Source organism: Pseudoalteromonas sp. PPB1 (assembly GCF_015356275.1).
In the GTDB taxonomy this organism is placed as follows: domain Bacteria; phylum Pseudomonadota; class Gammaproteobacteria; order Enterobacterales; family Alteromonadaceae; genus Pseudoalteromonas; species Pseudoalteromonas rubra_D.
Map to the genome: position 1 here is coordinate 193,993 of NZ_JACEQV010000006.1, position 20,278 is coordinate 214,270.

At 47.9% G+C, this 20,278-nt stretch carries 22 protein-coding genes; 7 read left to right on the forward strand and 15 right to left on the reverse strand.

The genetic code is table 11. From position 1 onward, the window contains the following. Positions 1-26 precede the first annotated feature (26 nt). Positions 27-1,013 carry a zinc-dependent alcohol dehydrogenase family protein gene (locus IY568_RS08480; protein ID WP_125559438.1) on the reverse strand — a complete coding sequence of 329 codons (987 nt, stop codon included), beginning with the start codon at positions 1,011-1,013 and terminating at the stop codon, positions 27-29. 98 nt (positions 1,014-1,111) lie between these two features. Here IY568_RS08480 and IY568_RS08485 point away from each other — a divergent pair, with 98 nt between their 5' ends. The 3 genes from IY568_RS08485 to IY568_RS08495 all read left to right on the forward strand — a co-directional run bounded on the left by IY568_RS08485 (position 1,112) and on the right by IY568_RS08495 (position 2,940). Further along, the gene (locus IY568_RS08485; protein WP_194867304.1) at positions 1,112-2,005 is read left to right on the forward strand and encodes a LysR family transcriptional regulator; all 894 of its coding nucleotides are present in this window, start codon (positions 1,112-1,114) and stop codon (positions 2,003-2,005) included. A 63-nt stretch (positions 2,006-2,068) separates the two neighbouring features. Further along, complete coding sequence (locus IY568_RS08490; RefSeq protein ID WP_194867305.1) at positions 2,069-2,587, forward strand: RNA polymerase sigma factor; 519 nt, start codon at positions 2,069-2,071, stop codon at positions 2,585-2,587. Continuing rightward, positions 2,584-2,940: a DUF6768 family protein gene (locus IY568_RS08495; protein ID WP_058795310.1), complete on the forward strand. Its 357-nt coding sequence runs from the start codon at positions 2,584-2,586 to the stop codon at positions 2,938-2,940. The genes IY568_RS08490 and IY568_RS08495 overlap by 4 nt, the downstream gene beginning before the upstream one ends. A gap of 16 nt (positions 2,941-2,956) precedes the next feature. On the opposite strand, the gene IY568_RS08500 is transcribed toward IY568_RS08495, so the two are convergent. The 6 genes from IY568_RS08500 to IY568_RS08525 form a co-directional block, all read right to left on the reverse strand. Continuing rightward, positions 2,957-3,349, reverse strand: a complete 393-nt coding sequence (locus IY568_RS08500) for a hypothetical protein (RefSeq protein WP_194867306.1) — start codon at positions 3,347-3,349, stop codon at positions 2,957-2,959. Beyond that, positions 3,342-4,010 carry a flavin reductase family protein gene (locus IY568_RS08505; RefSeq protein WP_138538284.1) on the reverse strand — a complete coding sequence of 223 codons (669 nt, stop codon included), beginning with the start codon at positions 4,008-4,010 and terminating at the stop codon, positions 3,342-3,344. Before IY568_RS08505 ends, IY568_RS08500 begins: the two co-directional genes overlap by 8 nt. A gap of 62 nt (positions 4,011-4,072) precedes the next feature. After that, positions 4,073-5,635 (reverse strand): cryptochrome/photolyase family protein, encoded by a 1,563-nt coding sequence (locus IY568_RS08510; protein ID WP_194867307.1) that lies wholly within the window; start codon positions 5,633-5,635, stop codon positions 4,073-4,075. Beyond that, complete coding sequence (locus tag IY568_RS08515) at positions 5,628-5,780, reverse strand: DUF2256 domain-containing protein (RefSeq protein WP_125559426.1); 153 nt, start codon at positions 5,778-5,780, stop codon at positions 5,628-5,630. The genes IY568_RS08510 and IY568_RS08515 overlap by 8 nt, the downstream gene beginning before the upstream one ends. A 3-nt stretch (positions 5,781-5,783) precedes the next feature. Then, positions 5,784-7,235, reverse strand: a complete 1,452-nt coding sequence (locus IY568_RS08520) for a cryptochrome/deoxyribodipyrimidine photo-lyase family protein (RefSeq protein WP_194867308.1) — start codon at positions 7,233-7,235, stop codon at positions 5,784-5,786. After that, on the reverse strand, positions 7,232-8,596 hold the full coding sequence (locus IY568_RS08525; protein WP_194867309.1) for a DASH family cryptochrome: 1,365 nt from the start codon (positions 8,594-8,596) through the stop codon (positions 7,232-7,234). Before IY568_RS08525 ends, IY568_RS08520 begins: the two co-directional genes overlap by 4 nt. 157 nt (positions 8,597-8,753) lie before the next feature. Here IY568_RS08525 and IY568_RS08530 point away from each other — a divergent pair, with 157 nt between their 5' ends. Then, on the forward strand, positions 8,754-9,587 hold the full coding sequence (locus IY568_RS08530) for an alpha/beta fold hydrolase (RefSeq protein WP_194867310.1): 834 nt from the start codon (positions 8,754-8,756) through the stop codon (positions 9,585-9,587). A 69-nt stretch (positions 9,588-9,656) separates the two neighbouring features. Here IY568_RS08530 and IY568_RS08535 read toward each other — a convergent pair whose 3' ends face one another. Continuing rightward, on the reverse strand, positions 9,657-10,097 hold the full coding sequence (locus IY568_RS08535; RefSeq protein WP_125559420.1) for a hypothetical protein: 441 nt from the start codon (positions 10,095-10,097) through the stop codon (positions 9,657-9,659). Positions 10,098-10,213: 116 nt separating this feature from the next. Here IY568_RS08535 and IY568_RS08540 point away from each other — a divergent pair, with 116 nt between their 5' ends. After that, positions 10,214-11,425: an endonuclease/exonuclease/phosphatase family protein gene (locus IY568_RS08540; protein ID WP_194867311.1), complete on the forward strand. Its 1,212-nt coding sequence runs from the start codon at positions 10,214-10,216 to the stop codon at positions 11,423-11,425. Between the two features lie 269 nt (positions 11,426-11,694). On the opposite strand, the gene IY568_RS08545 is transcribed toward IY568_RS08540, so the two are convergent. The 6 genes from IY568_RS08545 to IY568_RS08570 all read right to left on the reverse strand — a co-directional run bounded on the left by IY568_RS08545 (position 11,695) and on the right by IY568_RS08570 (position 17,757). Next, positions 11,695-12,633 carry a PD40 domain-containing protein gene (locus tag IY568_RS08545; RefSeq protein ID WP_194867312.1) on the reverse strand — a complete coding sequence of 313 codons (939 nt, stop codon included), beginning with the start codon at positions 12,631-12,633 and terminating at the stop codon, positions 11,695-11,697. A 244-nt stretch (positions 12,634-12,877) separates the two neighbouring features. Then, positions 12,878-13,507, reverse strand: a complete 630-nt coding sequence (locus IY568_RS08550) for a DsbA family protein (protein ID WP_194867313.1) — start codon at positions 13,505-13,507, stop codon at positions 12,878-12,880. 45 nt (positions 13,508-13,552) lie between these two features. Further along, positions 13,553-14,356: a DUF2071 domain-containing protein gene (locus IY568_RS08555; protein WP_194867314.1), complete on the reverse strand. Its 804-nt coding sequence runs from the start codon at positions 14,354-14,356 to the stop codon at positions 13,553-13,555. Between the two features lie 122 nt (positions 14,357-14,478). Then, positions 14,479-15,462, reverse strand: coding sequence for a hypothetical protein (locus tag IY568_RS08560; RefSeq protein WP_194867315.1), 984 nt, complete (start codon positions 15,460-15,462; stop codon positions 14,479-14,481). Between the two features lie 79 nt (positions 15,463-15,541). Further along, positions 15,542-16,441, reverse strand: coding sequence for an NAD-dependent epimerase/dehydratase family protein (locus IY568_RS08565; RefSeq protein WP_194867316.1), 900 nt, complete (start codon positions 16,439-16,441; stop codon positions 15,542-15,544). A gap of 122 nt (positions 16,442-16,563) precedes the next feature. Then, positions 16,564-17,757 carry a serine hydrolase domain-containing protein gene (locus IY568_RS08570; protein WP_194867317.1) on the reverse strand — a complete coding sequence of 398 codons (1,194 nt, stop codon included), beginning with the start codon at positions 17,755-17,757 and terminating at the stop codon, positions 16,564-16,566. Between the two features lie 359 nt (positions 17,758-18,116). Between IY568_RS08570 and IY568_RS08575 the strand changes: the two genes are divergently transcribed. Beyond that, the gene (locus IY568_RS08575; protein WP_228553220.1) at positions 18,117-18,896 is read left to right on the forward strand and encodes a substrate-binding periplasmic protein; all 780 of its coding nucleotides are present in this window, start codon (positions 18,117-18,119) and stop codon (positions 18,894-18,896) included. Between the two features lie 5 nt (positions 18,897-18,901). On the opposite strand, the gene IY568_RS08580 is transcribed toward IY568_RS08575, so the two are convergent. Further along, positions 18,902-19,780 carry a LysR family transcriptional regulator gene (locus tag IY568_RS08580; RefSeq protein ID WP_194867319.1) on the reverse strand — a complete coding sequence of 293 codons (879 nt, stop codon included), beginning with the start codon at positions 19,778-19,780 and terminating at the stop codon, positions 18,902-18,904. A gap of 108 nt (positions 19,781-19,888) precedes the next feature. On the opposite strand from IY568_RS08580, the gene IY568_RS08585 reads away from it, so the two are divergent. After that, complete coding sequence (locus tag IY568_RS08585; RefSeq protein ID WP_125559400.1) at positions 19,889-20,263, forward strand: isochorismatase; 375 nt, start codon at positions 19,889-19,891, stop codon at positions 20,261-20,263. Positions 20,264-20,278 lie beyond the last annotated feature (15 nt).

Sequence of the window (20,278 nt, forward strand, 5' to 3'; positions counted from 1 at the left end):
AAAATTAAGCGCTAAGCGCGTATTCGTTAAACGTCAATTACCACTTTGCCCATCGCCTGACCACTTTGCAGTCGCGCATGCGCAAGACCAGCTTGCGACAACTCAAAATCTTGCTCATCCAACACGGGTACAAGCGCTCCGGCTTCAACTATGGTTGTCAGGGCATTCAGGATCTGGTGATGATCTTCACGTTTATGGTTATGCAGCATAGGGATCAGCATAAAGACCACGTGCAAAGACAGTCCTTTAAAGTGGGCAACTGACAAGTCAAGATCCACCATAGCCACAGTCGAAGCGACATGGCCGTTCAATGCGGCGGCTTCGAACGAGTTGGCCATATTGGCGCCGCCCACTGAGTCAAAGACCACATCGAATCCTCTGCCGTCGGTATGTGTGGCCACATAATCTGCAACTTGTTCAGTTTTATAGTTAATCGGTACCGCGCCCAGGCGACTGATCAGCTCAAGTTGAGCATCGCCGCCACCGGTCGAGTATACTCGTGCACCAAAGTGTTTAGCTAATTGCACGGCAACGTGTCCAACACCGCCAGAGCCGCCATGTACCAGCACTTGCTGGCCTGCCCCTATCCCGGCCCGCTGCAGCCCTTCATAAGCCGTGATCCCTACTAAAGGCAAAGCAGCCGCTTCTCGCATGCTCAGATTACCGGGTTTACGCGCAATGAGTCGGGCATCGGCCAACATAAATTCCGCCAGTGCGCCTTGTAAGTCAGCCAGACCACCGGCACACCCGTAGACTTCGTCTCCTACGGCAAAATCCGTTACACCCTCTCCAACTTCAACCACGGTACCCGCAAAGTCCATCCCGAGTACGGCTGGTAAGGCCGGTGACAAAGGCAAGGCTTCACCCATGGTACGTATCATCGTATCAACCGTGTTGACGCTGCTTGCCGCTACTTGCACCAGAACATGACCTGCCACTACTTGAGGTTTAGCCACGTCGGTTAAGGAAAATGCTGCCTCTTCACCATATTGATTTAACACCATTGCTTTCATAATTATGCTCTCCTGTATTGATGACTAAAACTATACTTGCCTTTTTATTTATTGATAATAGACTGAATTTAATAATCACTTTATACATTTTGTTAATAATGAACATTGAGCATCTCAAGTTGTTTGTGCGCATCGCTTCCACCTGTAACATTAGCCAGGCAGGCCAGGATCTGGGGTTGTCAGCCGCTGTCGCAAGCAGCCATATTAGTAAGCTCGAAACCGACCTCGGGGTCAGACTGCTACATCGCACAACACGCAAAGTATCTTTAACCGAAGAAGGGCTGGCGTTTTTGCCCCATGCCGAAGATGTGCTTAATGGGGTCGAGGCCGCGCGAGCCGCCATTGGCGCCGGCAGTACAAAGCCCAGTGGAACGCTGAGGTTAACCATGCCAGCATCCTTTGGCAGAATGCACATTTTGCCTGCTCTGCCCGGCTTTTTTGCCCGGTATCCGGAAATTAAACTCGACCTGAAGCTATCTGACACCATTTCCGATTTAGTCGAGGGCGGCTTTGATCTCGCGATACGTAACAGCGCACTCAAAGACTCTACACTGGTTGCCAAAAAGCTATCCACCGACACCCGATTACTCTGCGCCTCACCGGATTATCTGGCCAAAAATGGGCATCCGGAACACCCAAGAGACCTGCTGGAACATGCCTGTATTACCCTAGCCGGGTTAGAACATTGGTCCTTTCAGACGCCTCAAGGCCATCAAACCATTAAAGTGCAAGGCCAGCTACGTGCTGATAACGGAGACGCCATCAGAGAGGCCTGTCAACTGGGGCTCGGGATCACCATTAATTCCCGCTGGAGTGCCTATAAAGCATTGCGTTCGGGTCAACTTGTTGAGGTACTACCTGACTATCCGCTCGAATCTAATACCGCTATCTGGCTGGTGTATCCCAGCTCCCGATTATTAGCGCCCAAAGTGCGCGTTTTTATCGATTACCTGGTGAGCTACTTTGGTGAAATCCCCTATTGGGAAAAATAATTTGCTGCGCGTGAACCTTTTTACATGCTGCGCCGTCTTGTAAGAAAAGCCCAAAGGAATAGCATGGAACCATCAAAGGCCGCATTACTGGTATTGTCTGCCCAACAGGGTAACCGGCGTGCGTTCGAAACCTTATGCGAAGCGTTTTATCAGCCAAGCTGGCGGTTTGCGATGAAGCTCAGTGGCCAAAGTGCCAGTGCCGATGATATCTGCCAGGATGTCTGGACTAACATCGCCAAAAAGCTCAATCAGCTCAAAGAGCCCAGTGCATTTCGTGCCTGGGTGTTCCGCGCAATTTACCGTCGCTTTGTCGATCTTAAACTGGCAGAACATCGTTTCGAAGAGACCCAGCCGACGCAGGCATTCGAGACACCGGATCTGGATACCTCGCTGAGTATCCTGACGCTGATAAACCGGCTGGCCGATGAAGAGCGCCACTGTGTGTACTTATTTTACTTAGAGCAAATGTCACTCAGAGACATTGTCAATATATTGGATGTCCCTCAGGGCACCGTTAAATCAAGATTAAACCGCGCACGGGCACAATTGCGTGCCATGGTTAACGAGGAGCAAACAGCATGAATTTAGACAAAGAAATAAGTAAAGCATTACAGCAAGAACAAAATCAGATAGATCCCATTCTTGCTCAGGAAAAAGGCCTGTTCACTATGCTGGGTAACGTGTATCAGGGCAATACCCGTTTCTGGGTGATCCTGGCTTCAATCAGCGCCCTGCTGATCACCATCGGCTTTGTGTACAGCGGCTATCGGTTTTATATCGCCACCGCAGTCATGGATCAGGTATTCTGGGCTGTATGGTTTATCACCGGATTGCTTGTACAGATCGCCACCAAACTTTGGATTTTCATGGAAATGAATCGTCAGAGTGTCCTCAGAGAAATAGCGCACCTGGCAGTAAGACTTCAAGCCAAATAATTATCGGGCCCTGCCTTTAGCGCGAAACTGTAGACGGGGCCTTATCACATACTACTTTGCCAAATACGCTGGCATCAACTTCAAGACAGTGCAATCCATCAGATCTCGATATCACTGCATCACTGCATCGCTTTTCATGCACCACAGGCTGACCGTTGGGTTCAACCCGGTAACGTCCGCCTTTACACAGGGCGAGTGCTTTATTATGCCAGCGCGCCAACAACGAAGTGGTGTCGTCTTCAGAGCCGGACACTGACACAATATAAACACCAGCCTCTTGGGTATCGGTTACCGCTATTTTTGGCCCGGCCAGTGCCACACATTTGAATGACACTACCAGAGCAACGGCCATCCCATGTGCCATCTTTTCTAATGTCAGTGCCTCTTTGATCTTAAAATCCTTATTCACGCTCAGTGATTTGCTCCCCATTCAGGTTGAGTTGTCTGGGTGGGTGCTCAGGCTTGGCGTAGCTCAGTCGGCCAAGCCTTCGTGTTTCATGATAACTATCCAGTCCGGAAATGGCCACGGTATTCAAAGACTCAATGTCGATGTAGCCATCCGCTTTAATGCTATCTTGCGGCAGTTGAATATCAATGATCTCTCCGATCACTAAGATAGTGCCATTGATCTCCAGTTTCTGTACTTCTCGTAATGCCAGAGCAAATTTCAACTGACTTTGTGCCACATAAGGCGCTGTGATGCCATCAACCTGCTGCATGTCCAGTCCGACCTCTGAAAACTCAGACACGCCCGGGGCGTACCGCGCCGAGGTTTGGTGGGCTTGCTGCCAAATAGTCGAATTAACATGGTTTAGCGTGTAATGACCAGTGGCCCGGAGATTGCTCAGTGTATCTCTGGGCACTGTATCTGGGCGGATGATCATGCCTATCAGCGGCGGATTTGCACCGATATGAAAGACCGAGCTGACGATTGCCAGATTAGGGTTACCTTGTGTATCCTGGGTACCGACCAGATTGGCACTTTTAAATCCAGACAAGCTGTTTATCAGTCGTGCCCTTACCCGCTCTTGCATATTGGCTATGTCTTCCCGGCTGAGCTGTTTGATCATCTTTATAAATTCCTCATTTTTCGCTGTTTCTGTGTGCTGTTACGTTTGTTTTGACGTCAGCATTAAAGCTGTTCGATATGGTCGAGCAAGTATTGAGCGCGTGTGAGCACGGCCTGCTTATCTTCATCAGACTTTTTCAGCCAATTGCTGTACACCATTTTTGTACGCGGGTTACTGGCGAATTGAGTATGGTGCTGCTGCATAAAATGCCAATACAGGGCGTTAAGCGGACAAGCAGACTCAGAGACCGTTTCAGTCACTTTGTAAGCACAGTCGCCGCAGTAGTCACTCATTTTTTTAATGTAGTTTCCGCTGGCTGCGTAAGCCTTGGAGCCAACAATGCCCCCATCGGCAAACTGGCTCATACCCCGGGTGTTTGGCATTTCCACCCACTCTATGGCGTCGATGTAAATCCCCAGGTACCAGGCGTCCACCTGATCTGGGTCTATGCCAGCCACCAGACAGAAGTTGCCGGTGACCATCAAGCGTTGAATATGATGGGCATAAGCAAAGGTCAGAGATTGTGTGATAGCGTGACTGAGACAGCGCATTTTGGTCTCGCCCGTCCAAAACCAGGCAGGCAAGCTGCGTGTGGCCTGCAAATGATTGAGCTCAGCATACTTTGGCATATTGGCCCAATAAATGCCCCTGACAAACTCGCGCCAGCCAATGATCTGGCGCACAAATCCCTCTATCTGTGCCAGGCTGATGGCCCCCTGAGACTGCTCAAATGCCGCAATCGCTGCATCTACCACCACTTTAGGGCTGAGAATTTTGGCGTTAATGGCAAATGATAAGCGAGAATGATACAAACTCCAGCCCCGATCCTCACCCAGCTCGATCAGTTTGCCTGTCATGGCATCCTGAAAGCGCCCGAATGACGGTAAACAATGCTGGCAGAAAAACGTCAGTAACGACTTCGCCTGCACACGGTTAACGGGCCACAGCAGATGCTCATCTGCCTGCCCCATGGTTTTAACCTGATGCCGCTTGAGCCGCGCCAAAATATCACCAACATCGTTAGCAAACACCAGCGGCTCAGGTATCTCAGCAAGATCGGCCGCTTTTAGCTTGTTGCGGTTGTCACTGTCGAAATTCCATTGTCCGCCAAGCGGTTCTCCATCAACCATAAGCACATTAAACTCACCGCGCATCTTGCGGTAAAAATGCTCCAGCCGATGCCGTTTATCGGGCTTAAAGTAACTGCTAAGCTGCTCATTAGCCAGATAGAAATGTTCAGTATCATAGACACTCGAAGTAACTGACAGTGTGTCACTAAACTGTGCCAACTGAGTGCGCAACCGATATTCATCCGGCAACTGATAGGCAAAGTGACCGATATTGTGCTCCCTAATCAGGTGGGTCAGTAGCTCAGGTAGCGATGCAAAGTCCCGCGTATCATCCAGTGTCAGATGTAATACATGGTGCCCAGCCGACTCAAGTGTCTGTGCGAATGCTTTCATTGCAGCAAAAAACGCGCATATTTTCTGGATATGGTGCCGAGTGTAATTGGTCTCCTGATGCAGTTCGGCAATAACATAAAGTACCTCATCGGACTTTTCTGTATACCAGCTATGACCTGCATTAAGCTGATCGCCCAGGATCAATCTAAGTTGTTTACTCATGTGTTTCTCTGTTTTTTTGCCTGTTGCCCGCACACCGTTTGGAGCAATATTTCACATTGGGCCAGTCTCGTTGCCATTTTTTGCGCCAGGAAAAAGGACGCAGGCAAACCGGGCAGGTTTTTTCTGGTAACTGGGATTTCTTCATACCTTAGCTCGGACGTACGTGTCGTTTCAGGATCCGCTGGGCTTCTTTTTTCACTTGAGGCCTTTTGCGCCATTGCCACAGTAACTCCTGCGCAGCTTTATAGCTTAGCTTTAAGTCGACAATGGGCTCAGGATAATCCTCACCAAGCACCACGCCATACATTAGCTGCTCCATCGGCGACAGCTCCCAGGGTTTATGAACCAAAGGAGCTGGCACATCTTTGAGTGCCGGTAACCAGGTTTTGACGAACTCTCCTTGCGGGTCTTTTTCTTCGCCCTGCTTAACCGGACTATAAATGCGAATGGTGTTAATGCCTGTCACACCTGCCTGCATCTGAAACTGGCTGTAGTGAATACCCGGTTCGAAATCTAAAAAGACCCGGGCAAGATGCGCAACACCCAAACGCCAGTCAAGTTCTAGGTGATGGCATAAGAAGCTCACCAGCATAGCGCGCATACGGAAGTTGATGTAACCCGTGGCGATCAGGCACCGTATACAGGCGTCCACCATAGGAATACCAGTATTACCCGTTTCCCAGGCAACTAGCCTTTGTTGCGCTTCCTCTCCGGTACAGCGAGGCAAGTGATCATAACCCCGATTAATGTGCCGAAACTCCATGTCACATTCGCTTTCGAACTTCTGAATGAAATGACAATGCCAATGCAGCCTGGAAGAAAAGGCCACCAGAGTGCGACGCCAGCCCACCATTTGCCAGTGATCTAGCACACTCTGGTACACCTGACGCAAACTGATATTACCCCAGGCCAGATAAGCAGACATACGTGAACACGCCTGCTGGCTGAGTAACGGGCTGGATAAACTATAGGCATACCCTTTACCTCGTCCCTGGTAGAACTCGGCTAAAATACGGTGTGCCTGAGTTTCACCACCTGGCTGAAAAGTTCCCGGCGGTGCATTAAAGCGTTGTTGAATATCGCTCAGTTGAGCACAAGTCGTGTCTGTTGAAAACCAATTTACTTGTGACAAATCAGGATCAGCACAGCGTTCACGCATAGTTTTTTGCCATCGCTTATCCCAATTTTGCCGCTGTCTAAGCCCTCTTAATACTGCGCCACAACGAGACTCAACCCAGTTAATCTCCATCGCCGCGCACCAGGTTGCGACTGCCTTGTCCCGTTCAAACGTGTTCGCCAGACCGATTTCCTGATGAGAGTACAGTCCGGCGATTTGGTAGGTCTCGTGGACCTGCTGTAAAGCGTCTAATGCTGGTTTGTCCGATACCCATAAAGACCCGTGCGGAACCCGCCCATTGATGTCCTGTAAAGACTGCAAAACAAACTGCCAATGGCGAGCTGAATAATGTGGGTCGTCCAGTAACATGGGTTCAAAGCAATATAAGAGTAGTACGGGATGACCGCTTTGAATGGCCTGACACAAAGGCGCGTGATCGGATAACCTTAAATCACGCTTGAGCCAGACGACCGCCACACTCATACGTCTTCCTCAGCAAACGTGGGCCAGTCTGCTGCATCCACACTATCCACAGATGAAACGCTCTGCTCACCGCGCCACTTTTGCACGAACAGACCCTGCTCGTCATACAATTGAACCTGTTTTTCAATATTAAAATGGCGCCCACCACGCGGGTCGACACCCACCCCAGCTATATACTGCCAATTGCCCCAGTTTGAAGCGACATCATGATCGAGCAACTGCTGCTGGAAGTAGGCAGCACCATAACGCCAGTCCAGCCCCAGTTCATTCACAAAGTAACTCGCAGCAATTTGCCTGCCCCGGTTTGACATGTATCCCGTTTCATTAAGCTGATTCATCAGTGCATTCACCAAAGGCGCAGGCGTATTGCCCTGACACCAGCGCGTATAACGTTCAGGCATAAAAGTGGTTAAGGGTTTAGATTTGGCCAGCCCCTGAAATCGAAAAAGTTGCGGCCCAAGCTTTAGGCAAAGCCACTGGAAATATTCACGCCACAGCAGTTCAAACTTGACCCAATAGGTCGACTCGTTCGCCACAACCTGTTTTTCAAATGCTTCTGTCGCCCACCAAACCTGGCGCGGCGACAGATTACCTAACGCCAGATAGGGACTCATTTTGGTTGAGTTGAGCCAGCCATCCAGCGCGTTGCGGGTTTCTTTGTATCTGCGGGCCACACCACTGTCGAAGTAATCCCTAAGATGAGCTTGCGCGGCTTCCTCCCCGGCGGGAAAGTCCAGTGGCACTCTGGTTTCAGTCAACCGATCCTGGCGCTGTGCGTGCCACTGATGCAATATGCCCTGCTCGTTGGCACTGCTTGCTGTGATAAGGGGGGCAGGTAATCGCGATGGGTCGAAGCGACACGATGTTACTACCGACAGAGGCGCTTTTTCTACGCGTTTTCTGAACTGAGTAAAGTTACCTAAATCGCGACTTACAGTTTGTATCTGGGTGTGTTCAAACAAAGTATGCTGCCAGAAGCTGTGCAACGGGACAGACCCCAACTCGCTGCGCATTTTTTGCACGGACTTGCGTTCATAAAGCCCTACCTGTTCGGCGCAAATCACCTGATCTATCTCGTGTTTTGCTACCAGGTGTGGCAAAACCTGATGTGGTTCACCTTCAACAACCAACAAACTATGACCGCAGCTTTGTAGTTGGCTGCTGAGTGTTAACAGTGAATCAGCAATGAATGTTGCCTGCCTGTCACCGAGCAACTTGCAATGATAGTTAGTCTGTATGCGATACCTTGGGTTTATCACATACACAAACAGAATGTGATCACTGTTTTGAGTGGCAAAATCGAGTGCCAGATTATCATCCAGCCTGAGGTCTTGAGTAAACCAGTAAAGCGTTCTTTTCACGCGCAGCCCTGTTGGATTATTAGCATGCCTTGTTTTACGGAATGCGCAGAGAAAAAGTTCAATAGCGAACTTTCATTATTTATTGAAAGTTCAATAAATTCTGCGTTATGCTATTTACTAGTGGACTAAATAATAATCAACAACAGGAACTTGCACTATGAACAAACTCGCCGTCGCCGTGCTTGTAGGCGCAACATTTTCGGGCCATGCCGCCCAGCACCAACACGAATACCACTATACAGAAATTGCCGGGAAGAAAATCGCCTATGCGTGCCAGGGCGAAGGCAAAGTCACCGCCCTGCTGGTATCCGGTATGGGCCTGGATGCACACACAACTTATAAAAATACCTACCACAACGCCAACCCCAGAGGCTACCGGCTGTGTTTTTACGACCGTGCAGGCTATGGCGAAAGCCAATATGACAACCCCAAAGTCAGGACTATGGCCGAACTGCGTGATGAACTGGCCGGACTTATCGAACACCTGAAGGTCGACTCGCTAGTACTGGTGCCTCATTCTTTCGGCGGATTTGTCGCGCGTGCCTATGCAAGCAAATATCCGGATAAAGTGCACGGCATGGTTCTGATAGACACAGCCCATGAATCCTGGTACGACGCGATGAAAGCACAGATGTCAAAACCTGGCTGGGACACAATGAAGATGATTATTAACTGGGAGCGCGAACATAATTCATTCGAAGATTTTGAAGAAGCCTCCAGCCACTCTGCGCTCTATAAAATAAAAGCAGACTTGCCTGTTACCGTGCTTTCTCGTGGTATCCCGCACGTCACAATCAGGCAAACCAAAATGAGCTACCCGGATATAGACGTTTACACGCAAACCTGGAATGACGCACAAAAGAAACTGGCTACGCTGAATCAACACACCAAAGCGGTAACAATGAAATACGCCTCACACCTGTTTGATGAGTCAGACCCCTGGATTGCGATAAAACACATAGAAGCCATGGTAGCGAAAGCCAAACTCTGAGTATTCATTACCTCATACAGGGCACTATTCAGTGCCCTGACCTATGTGCCAGCCCGGAGTAAACAACAGCTAGTCTGCGCGGTGTTTTTTCACCGCCCGATAGCCCAGCAAGTAACACAATCCGACAAGCAACCAGGCAACACCAACCCACAATACTGTATTGCTGATTTTTTCAGGATGACGAACAAACAACTGAATTGGCAATAAACCACGAATAATGCATACCAGCGCAATGCTATATATCCCGACATTAAGCAAGGGTAATCGCCGCATGAGTCCGGTTGCAGAAAAAGCATAGCAGCCCAGCACAATAAAAATTGCAGACGCCGCGATGGTGGCTAAAGGCGCCAGCATAGTGCCTGCCTGCGCCGACTCTACAACAAAAGGCGGTGCCATTTGCGCGGAATAGCACTGTGGACCGAAATAAATACAGGATAAATGCGCACCAGCAACCAGCCAGGCGCTCAGCGCAGCAAACAACAATAAAGCGATACCATATCGACGACCCATGCAGGCAAGCTCCTTATATAACCTAGACTTAGAATCAAACATCCAACGAAATATTAACACATCTTGTTGTCGAAAAACGCTATAGTTAAGCCAGTTTCAATTTGATCAGGCAAACAATGAAAGCAAATTTTTTACCTGTCGTGCTAGCAACGGCTATTTTGAGCACAGGCTGTCAAAGCACCTCAACCAATACGGCCTCTGAAAAAATGTCGGAAGATAATCAAACGCTACGAGTAGCGACCTTTAACGTCAGTATGGAAGCAACCAATTACGATATGACAAACCACACAACGCCATCGGATAATGCATTAACCGTGGCGTTAAAAAGTGGGGACTTTAGTCAAATCAACAATATCGCTGAGATCATCCAACGTACCCGACCTGATATTATTCTGCTAAACGAGTTCGACTACATTGCAGATCCTCAGCAAGGCATTCACCTGTTCCAGCGTGATTATCTTGAAGTATCTCAGAACGGTTTTGATCCAATTAAATATCCCTACGTGTATCTGGCACCGGTTAACACTGGCGTAGAGACGCCGTTTGCTGGCGACAAAAATGCCCGCCTGACACATTATGGCTTTGGCAAATATCCTGGCCAATATGCCATGGTGTTATTATCCAGGTATCCCATTCAGCAGGATCAGATCAGAACTTTTCAACACTTTCTGTGGAAAGATATGCCAAACAATCTGATGCCAACGCAGGCGGATGGAAGCAGCTGGTACTCAAAAGAAGAGGTCTCGGCCATGCGCTTGTCATCCAAGTCGCATTGGGATATTCCGGTACAAGTTTGCAATCAGCAGATCAACGTATTAGCCAGTCACCCAACGCCCCCCGTTTTTGACGGACCCGAGGACAGAAACGGTAAGCGTAATCACGATGAGCTCAGGCTGTGGAAGGATTACATTAGCTCAACCGGTAACGCCTACATATACGACGATATGGGTCAACGCGGTGGATTTGCCGCTCAGTCATTTGTCATTTTAGGTGATTTAAATGCCAGCTCTGTCGATGGCGACGCATACCCTGGTGCGATTGATCAGTTACTGAAACATCCGCGTGTGAATCATTACCCGGCTCCTACCTCTGAAGGTGGACGACTCAATAAACCGGATAACAAACATGCTGCATCACATACCGCACACTGGGGCATGCGCGCAGACTATGTGTTACCGTCTGCCAACCTGACCGTCAGTGACAGTGGTGTATTTTGGCCTGCAAAGAACCAGGCTGGCGCAGAGCTTGTAGCCGACAGAGCATCCTCTTCTGACCACCGTCTGGTATGGGTCGATATCACGCTGCCGGACACACATTGTGACAACTAGCAAGACAGGCTAACGGGTTTGGCTGTTTTTGGCTAAGGCACAATGAATATCAGTGCCTTACCAACCCTCACACAATGTACAAGAAAGCCATTAGCAGCTTTAACTGATTTGGCTTTCTCTAAAACGACCTTCTGACACCATCGAATTCACAAGGCGCTTTTTGAACATATAATCCAATAATTCAAACGATCATAATTGCAGGTTAGGTCGATCCACCTGATCCGGCAAAGCACTCTAGGCGAAGTTAAAATCAACGCCCTGTGCTATGATCACAACCGTTCAGAATGTCGCCCTTCGAAATAGGCCGTTTTTAGTTTATCTATCACACTCGTGCTGACCCAATAAATGTTTGAAATACCGCCAGGCTCATTATATCGACCAAAAAAGAGGTATTTGCCATCTGGTGTGACACGCGGTACGGTTTCGGAATGGGGTGTATTAATAAGGGTGCCCAAATTTACGGGTTCAGACCACCCGCCGTTTTCCTTTCTGAAATACACAAATAGATCGCTGTCTTTTCTGCTGGCATCCTTTCTGTGTCTTGCATTTACCAGCAAGTAATCATTATCTGGTGACATAAAGCCATGGATCCCAAACGCGATATCCATTGGCCTGGGTGGCGAGATATGTCCGGCATTATTTTCGGCAATATACATCTTTCGTTGTTTCATGTTGGTAAAGATCAAATCGCCATTTCTCGCCTGGTTAAAGTCAGACAGGCGGCCAGTATTCAGTGACAACTCCCACCTTTTAGCGTCTTGGCTGCTTTTATTTCGAGATACGTACCAGATGCCAGAGTCTTTTGCATTGGCTTCACGCGCGGTAAAGTACACTCTGTCTTCATTCAAACTCACATAGGGGACCAACTCATAAGCCATTTTGCCCTGGGTGAAATTCGCTTTTTCAGGTTTTGTCCAGCGTCCTCCTGCCAGCTTTGTATGGTAAATCTGTGGGTAGGTATCTGCTCCCTCAACCACATCTAAAGCGGTAAAGTACATTTCTCGCAGATCCGGAGAAAACGACACCCCAAACTCATATCGACCTTCAAGAGATACCAGATCAGGGGCAAACTGCTTTGGCTGAGTGCCTGGCGGTTTTTGACCCAACCATAATGTATCACTGATTTGGATTGGCTCTGCGGCACTAACATCAGCGACCATCGCACTTACAACAAATAAAGATTGTAAAATAGTTTGGCTTATTTTCATGGTTTTGCCCTTAAGCTCTTTAATACCTAAGGACAATGTATCAGGTTTAGTACAATACTCCGTGTAAACTAATGTAAAACCTGTACCCACAAATTTTTATCTGAACATGTGAAAAATGCTCGTAACTCCATAGCATAGATCTTCTTTGGCAATACCATGGATAGCGTGCTTTACTTGCAAAAACTACAGCAAGCACTCGCCTGAAAAGCAGCCAGCCTTCGATAAACCAGCTTGTATTTGAACTTTATGACTTGGTGTAGGTCTTCAATCGCTGCTCCAACTCTTCAGCGAAGCAAAACCCCAGAGTTAACGGATAAGCGTACCCATTTTCATTAATGTAAAACAGTGCCGGAAAGCCTGTTACCTGAAGCTGTCGTGCTAAATCTAAATGCTGCTGAAATTGTGCTTCAGTTTCAGCAGCGTGCAATACCGATTCAAACTGCACGCCGTCCAGACCAATGGCCGTTGCACACCCAACCAGAGTGGCATCTAACGAAGGGTTTTTAGCTTGCTGATAATAGGCTGCCTGAATGGCCTTGGCCATGTCCATTGCGCCATGCTCTTGTAAACCTTGCTCTCTCAGGCTTTGTGCAGCAATGACCGCTCGACAAGCCTGATAGGTTGCACGCACAGGGGTGTTAAGATGCCAAAAGTCATGATTAAAAGTAACCGATGTTCTGCGCTCTATTTCAACCCAATATGAAGCAATCGTATCTTTTAAGCTCTGCGCCATGGGCTGCGTCGTATCTGGTGCCAGTCCCCCCATTACCCAGCTCACCTGTGCATCGGGATAAGGAGTTAAAAACCGCTCTAATTCAGGTTGAAATCCGTAGCACCAGCCACACATAGGGTCCATTACATAGATAAATTGCATTGTTTTCTCACTTTGGTGTATTACCCGACGCAACCCTGTTGCAGATCAAGCGTGCTCCGGGCTGGCTTTCAGTACTTTTGGAGGCAGGTAAATCGTAAACTCGTTGACTGGTTCCACTAATACACTGTGTGGCTTTTGCTGCTCCGCGTCAGAGACCAGGCCCAGACGAGAGAGTAAACCAAAGTTCGCGGATTTCAAAATCGCAGAACAAACCTTGAGTTCTTTGTGCCATACGCTGTAGGTGCCCAGACGACCATCACGCCGGTAGTAAAAACCAGTTAAAGGGTGGGTCAGGTAAACAAGCCCTGTTTCTGTGTCAGGAAAGCCAGGTAACTCAATAGGCACATCTTTTTGCTGCATCAACTCAACGCTGGCCGGTGCCCAGTGTGCCGTGGTATGCATCTTATAACGACGGTATACCCCCTGTGATTGGTCATAATCACAATCAAAAACCACTTTGCCACTATACCAGGGAAGCTTCCAGAGCATACTAGGCACAATGCGCGTCCACGAATCAAGTGTGGTACCAAGAAACCAAACACACCGCTCTCCAGATTCCTTGTCTATGATATAGATACGATAGTTGGTTTGCCCCATTGTGTACTTAGGGAAAGGATAAACAGCCGAAGTAAAGTCAACATCGATAAAAGGCACGACAGACACTAACCCCTTTTCCGCGCCATCTATCATCACGGTATCAAGCTTGAAGCGCGCCGGAAATAGACCAGCAAACTTGCTAGCATCAACAGCATACGTAATGATCGCAAAATGCTGAAGCTTACACAGCACATCTATGCCCGTAGGTGCAGGCCTCGGTTTTAAAAAATCTTTGAATGATAAAGAGTCCATAGGTCGCTCCTTCAGTGCACAACAAACGGCCTTGCCATTTCCCCTACAAGGCCGTTCCTTTATCCTACACGCGCCACCAGAATTAGTGAACTTATTGATCGTGCTGGTATAAAACTCGACTCCTACACCACATAATCAACCTGCTGAACCAGGCCAGGTTTACCATTTTCATCGAGATAAAAACCGGACTTACGGATCGCGCCTTGTAACGCCCCATCCGTTCTGATATTCAGAGGCGTATCAGCATTGTGTAGTGCAATTGCACCTATATTGGCGTCCTGGAGTGACATTAACTCGTCCTGCTCTTTGTTTTTGACCCAGACTTTAAGGCTATCAAAAATATCGTCATTTTCATCAATGAAGCCATTACCATCATCGTCATACTGAGTCAGATCGGCAAATCCATTACCACTGAGCGCGCCAAACAGCTCTTTACCATCATCTATCTGATTGTTCTGGTTGAGATCCAATGCCAGATAGCCGTATCCCTTCTTCAGCTGAGCAAAATTGTCTTTATTGCCATCTGCATCAATATCAAAGTCCATACGTTCAGTATCCAGTTCAACAGCGCGATTGGTAAAGCTGATGATCAACGGGTCCTTCATATCAACATTCTCGATGGTTCGCTCATAGCTGGTATGGGATTGGGCAAATACGGATTTAAAGGCAAAACTAATTGTCTGGCCATTTTCCAGCTGAATTTGTCCATCTGCCTTAAAGGCGTTGGCCTGACTCTCGTGCGATAACCGCTCTACGATTACTTCTGTGGCGGGTGCTTGCTCTGACGAAGACATAATCTGTGACATCTCGGCATGCGAGATGTCTTTTCCGACCACAGCGTCATACCACTGTACGTCACTTCCCGCGAGTTTTTCTACCAGTAACTTTAAGATGTACATTCTGGCACTGGTTTGCATATCCAGATCAGTGGCTGTATTGTCTACATCAGCCACCTCGCCCGCCATCCCTTGCTCACCATTACCCAGCTGTGCCGAATTGACGTTCTCAGGCCTGGGCAACTCAGTGATCTCTGTACGCTTTTCATAAACATGACTCTGACCCTCATGCTTGTTACTGATATTGACTTGTGCATTTTCAATTTTCATAGCTCCTCCGCTCCCATCCATGTAGTTTGATATCGGCAAGGAAGAACAAATATTGAGCAACAATTGACAGCAAATGTGTTTATTGGGCCCGAGTATCTCTGTATTGATTTATAGCAGGCAATACCTCGGCAAATTCTGCATCTAACATCTGCAGAACCTGCTCAAACCCATGCTCTGATCGCCAGCCAAGATGCTGCGCCGCCGCGGATGAGTCATATACTCTGTCCAATGAATCGGGTAAAGCCCAGTCGCGTTGTTCAAATGCCGAAAGCAGTCCAGGGCATCTTTCAGAAATCATCTCAGCCGCATTCAGGTATAAGCGTTTGCAGTCAGCGGGGCTAAAAGGCGTTTCGCCAGACACAATAAAGCGCTGAAAGCCTGACAAGCGTTTTTCTACAGCACAAAGGTGCGCACTGGCCACATCCCGGGCATCAATTCCGCGTGTCAACCTGTAAACGGCCATCAAATCTGCAGGCTCGGGGAAACACCGGGACATTTGAAGCACAGTAACAGGTAAATCAAAGCGCTTAGCTATCTCAGCTAATTTTTGCTCTGCCAGTATTTTACTGTGGTGATAAATCGATTTAGGTTGCGGCTGAGTGTTCTCTGTAACCCAACCCGCCACTCCCTCAGGAGTCGATGCATAGCCATACAGTGCGGTAGTGCTGGTAAACACAAAGTGTTTTACACCTGCATCTATACCGGCTAATGCCAACTGCTCTGTCGCATCTACATTGATGCTATGAAACGCACAGTCATCAACACGCCCTACATGTGGTGCGTGTAAAGCCGCAGTATGTATGATGACTTCTACGCCATGCAGCGCCTGATTAAGCAACTGGCTGTCTCTTATATCCCCGACAAAATCGGCTGTTGAACAAGGTGTTTTATCAAACCCAACTACCTGATGGTGCGCCATCAGTTTGATGTAGATGGCGCGTCCAACTCTGCCTGCTGAGCCCGTTACCAGCACTTTCATTATTTCAACCTTATGTGACTATTGAACAAAGAGCAGTTGCGGACTTTACAGCGGTTATTGAGCCACTTCAACAGACAACGCCGCGTCGGTGGACATTGTCTGCACTGTTAGTTGCTAAGTGGCTAGATAAAGGCCGGGATTACTCGCTCGGCCATTAACTGCAGTGTGCTGTTTTCTCTGCGACTGGCAGTCACGACCACAACAAGGTCAAGCTCTTCAATTAAAATGATATACTGGCCCCCGCCCCCCTGAGCCGATGCACTGTAAAACTGTCTGTCACCATTTTTCAACTCAGCGTTCCACCAGTAGTAGCCATAACCTTGTTTTGACACATCTTTGCCACCACCAAACATGTCATCATCGCCCGTATAGAGCTGCGGGCTGACGGCCCTCGCAATGTATTCCCTAGGAATGAGCTGCTCACCCTGCCACACGCCTTTGTTTTGTGCCAAAGTCCCCCATTTAACCATATCCCGTGACGTCATATTGACCCGCCAGCCAGCTTCAGGCAGACCGTTATCGGCGGTTTGCCAGTGATACGCATTGATATCAAGTTTATCAAGTAGTTCTTTTTTAATAAAAGCTTCAGCAGAGCCCGGTACCACAGCATCGATCACATGCATCACCAGCATAGGGTCATCCTGATATTTGAATGTCAGTGAGTCAGCACCAATTGGCGCACTGCGTTCTAACAATGCCTGTGCATGCTGCTGCCCTTTAAGCTGTTTGGAGATTTTTTCTAACGCCTCTTTTTGACTGTCATTAAGTCGGATCCCGGAACGCATGGTGAGTGCCATATTAAGTGTAATTTTATCGCTCCCCTTGGTAAGTTTGCTACGATCCAGCTCCTTTAAAAAACTCACCAAAGGCTTGTCTAAATCGGCCATGCTCAGATAACCCAGCTGGATCGCCCGACCAAGCGCCAGGCCAGTGTATACCTTAGTCGCAGATGCCTGATAATGTGGCAAGTTGATACGGCCACGAGAAAAATAAGACTCGAAAACCAACTGCCCCTTATGTGCAATCAGTAAGCTGTCGAAATGCCCATGAGTGTTATTTTCTATCTCTTTGGCAAGCTTCACCAGCATGTCTTTGCGAATTTTGGTATTTAAGGTACCAACATTAACTCCATCGTCCCTGCGTTCAGGTGATATATCAATAAAAGCCTGACTGAGTTCAGAAACATCCCGATAGCCGCCTTGCAGCTCTGCTGCGGTCGCTTCTGCTGGTTTGGTACAGTTTGCCGCAGCAATGCAGCTCACGCTGCCTAATATGGCGGCAGCAATAAAGTGTGTAGCGAATGTATATTTGGTCATGTTAACCCTCCTGTTATCTACAGGTGGTTAAGCTAGTTAATTTCTTATCATAACACCTGATTTACCCATGACTTCTCAATGACTTTATCTTCATACCGAGATATAAACAGTAAAATCATATAGTTGTAGAAATCAATTCAAAATAAGCCCATCACCCTTCCAACCTTCTTATGCTCATGACAACACCTGTTAAAGTAAAAAACCCTACTTAGCCTTTCCATAGAGCACGCAAAGCTCCCCCAATAAGTGGGTACTGAGATTTCAACTGAAAGCTCAGATAAACCACGCCATGATTCATGACATTGCCGGACTGCTGTTTATTGACTAGACTCCCAATATCGCCACCAATTTACCCCGATATGCTACGCATTATACTTTTTTGCTTATCTGTGTTCTCGATTGATGTATTTTCAAGTAACGACAAGCTAGTGCTGATCGCAGGAGACAACTGGTGCCCGGTCAATTGTCGCGACTCAGACAAAAATAAGGGATTCATGATAGATGTGGCCACAGAGGCGCTCGCCATTTCGGGGTATGAAGTTCGTTATATTGAAATGCCCTGGCTCAGGGCCATTCATCAGGCCAGAGAAGGAAAAATACATGCCATTGTGGGTGCGTTCAAAGACGATGCACCAGATTTTCTCTTTCCAAAAGTGCCCATACTGAGACTCAGCCCAAACACTTTATTTACCCTGGCCGACAGTACATGGATATACAAAAACCAACACTCGTTGAATAAAATTCGCCTCGGCGCTGTGCAGGGATACGACTATGGCCATTTGCTGAATGCATACATCAAATCACATCGTAGTTCTCCCAACAAATATATTACGCTGATAACAGGTGATGATGTCGTGGCACGCAGCCTCAGATTATTAACCAGTAAACGAATAGACGCTTATGTTGATGCGGGCCCTGTTGTCTGGTATCAGGCCAAACAGCTCGGGATCAGTGACAAAATCAAATCTGTTGGTTCAGTCAGCCCAATGGAGCCAGCTTATATCGCCTTTTCTCCGCGCCTGGAAAATAGCGAACAATTAACTTTAGCACTCGACCTCGGTGTCCTCAGACTACAACTGGACGGCCGCCTGGCAAGTATTGCTGAAAAGTATGGGCTCAGAGATGAAAACTACCGATAATCAATTCACCCGCGGTGTATTAATAACTGCTCCTGAATATGCACACTTAGTGCATCTACACACACTTTTACAGCCATGGGAACATGTTTAGAAAAGGGGGTAAGTAAATACACCGGGTTTTCAGGCAAACTTTCATCTGGCAACAATGCGGTTACGTCGGGCAGTTCATTGTGTAAATAGAAACTCGGGATCAGACCTATTCCCGCCCCGCTACGGATCAAAGAGACAGTGCTATGAAATGCGTTCGTGATACAACTCACTTTAGGCCTAAACATCTTAGACTCTCCATTACCTGAGACAAACTGATGGGTGATCGATTCTCCTTCCCAGGCGTTTGCTACATAGGGTGTTTGTTCCAGTGATACCGTTTTAAAACGCGGATGTCCGCACAATACGTCACGAAATACCCCCAAACGTTTTTGTCTGAACGTACTATCTTTTGAAGCACCAATACGTATAGCGATATCAATATTGTGTGCCATTAAATCCAGATGCTGGTCTTCGCAAGTTAACTTAACAATGACGCCAGGATATTGCCGTATCAACTTGGATATAACAGGTGCGAGCAATGTTTCTACTAGCGCATTAGGTGCAGTGATATGAACCTGCCCCTCCGGCTCACTTTGTTGAGCCTGAACATTGTCCCAGGCATCTGCTGCAATCTGATTGAGTGCCTTGCAGGACTCATAAAAACGTTTGCCAGGCTCTGTTAGAAACTGCCGGCGGGTTGTCCGCTTGATAAGCACGACCCCGAGGTCTTGCTCAAGCGTTTTTAAATGCTGGCTGACCACAGATTTTGATAAACCGAGTTTATCTGCCGCACCGGATACCGAACCGGCGTCTACGACATGAGCAAACAACGACATCTTTCCAAGTTGGCGCATTTTGATTGTGTGATTTAACTAAACAGTGTTTTTTATTATCACTGTTTTTCATACCAATTAAAACCTCTACACTGACCTTACTGAAAACAAAATATGCGGAATTACCTAATGACACCACAACAAGAGCTTGACCTTTGCAAAGCAGGTATCGCTGCATGGCAAAATGCATTTAATAGTGGAGATGCGCGTGGTTGTGCTGAGCAATACTCGACAACCTGCACTATGCTGGCGCGGCCAATTGGCGAGTTTAACTCTCGAGAGGACATAGAAACTTTCTGGCACGGTATCATCGAGCAGGGTTTCTGCGATGTCATCTATACCGATGTAGTTTGGGAAAAGCACCCGGAAACAGGTTACTTACTGAGTGCCAACTGGACGATGAACAAAGCCTTTGGCAAAATTCATGCTGAACATTGGGTCGTTGAACAAGACGGTAAAGCCCGCCTGCACAGTGATGAATTTGAGATCCTGGGTGAACGTTAGTTCACCCAGATTACT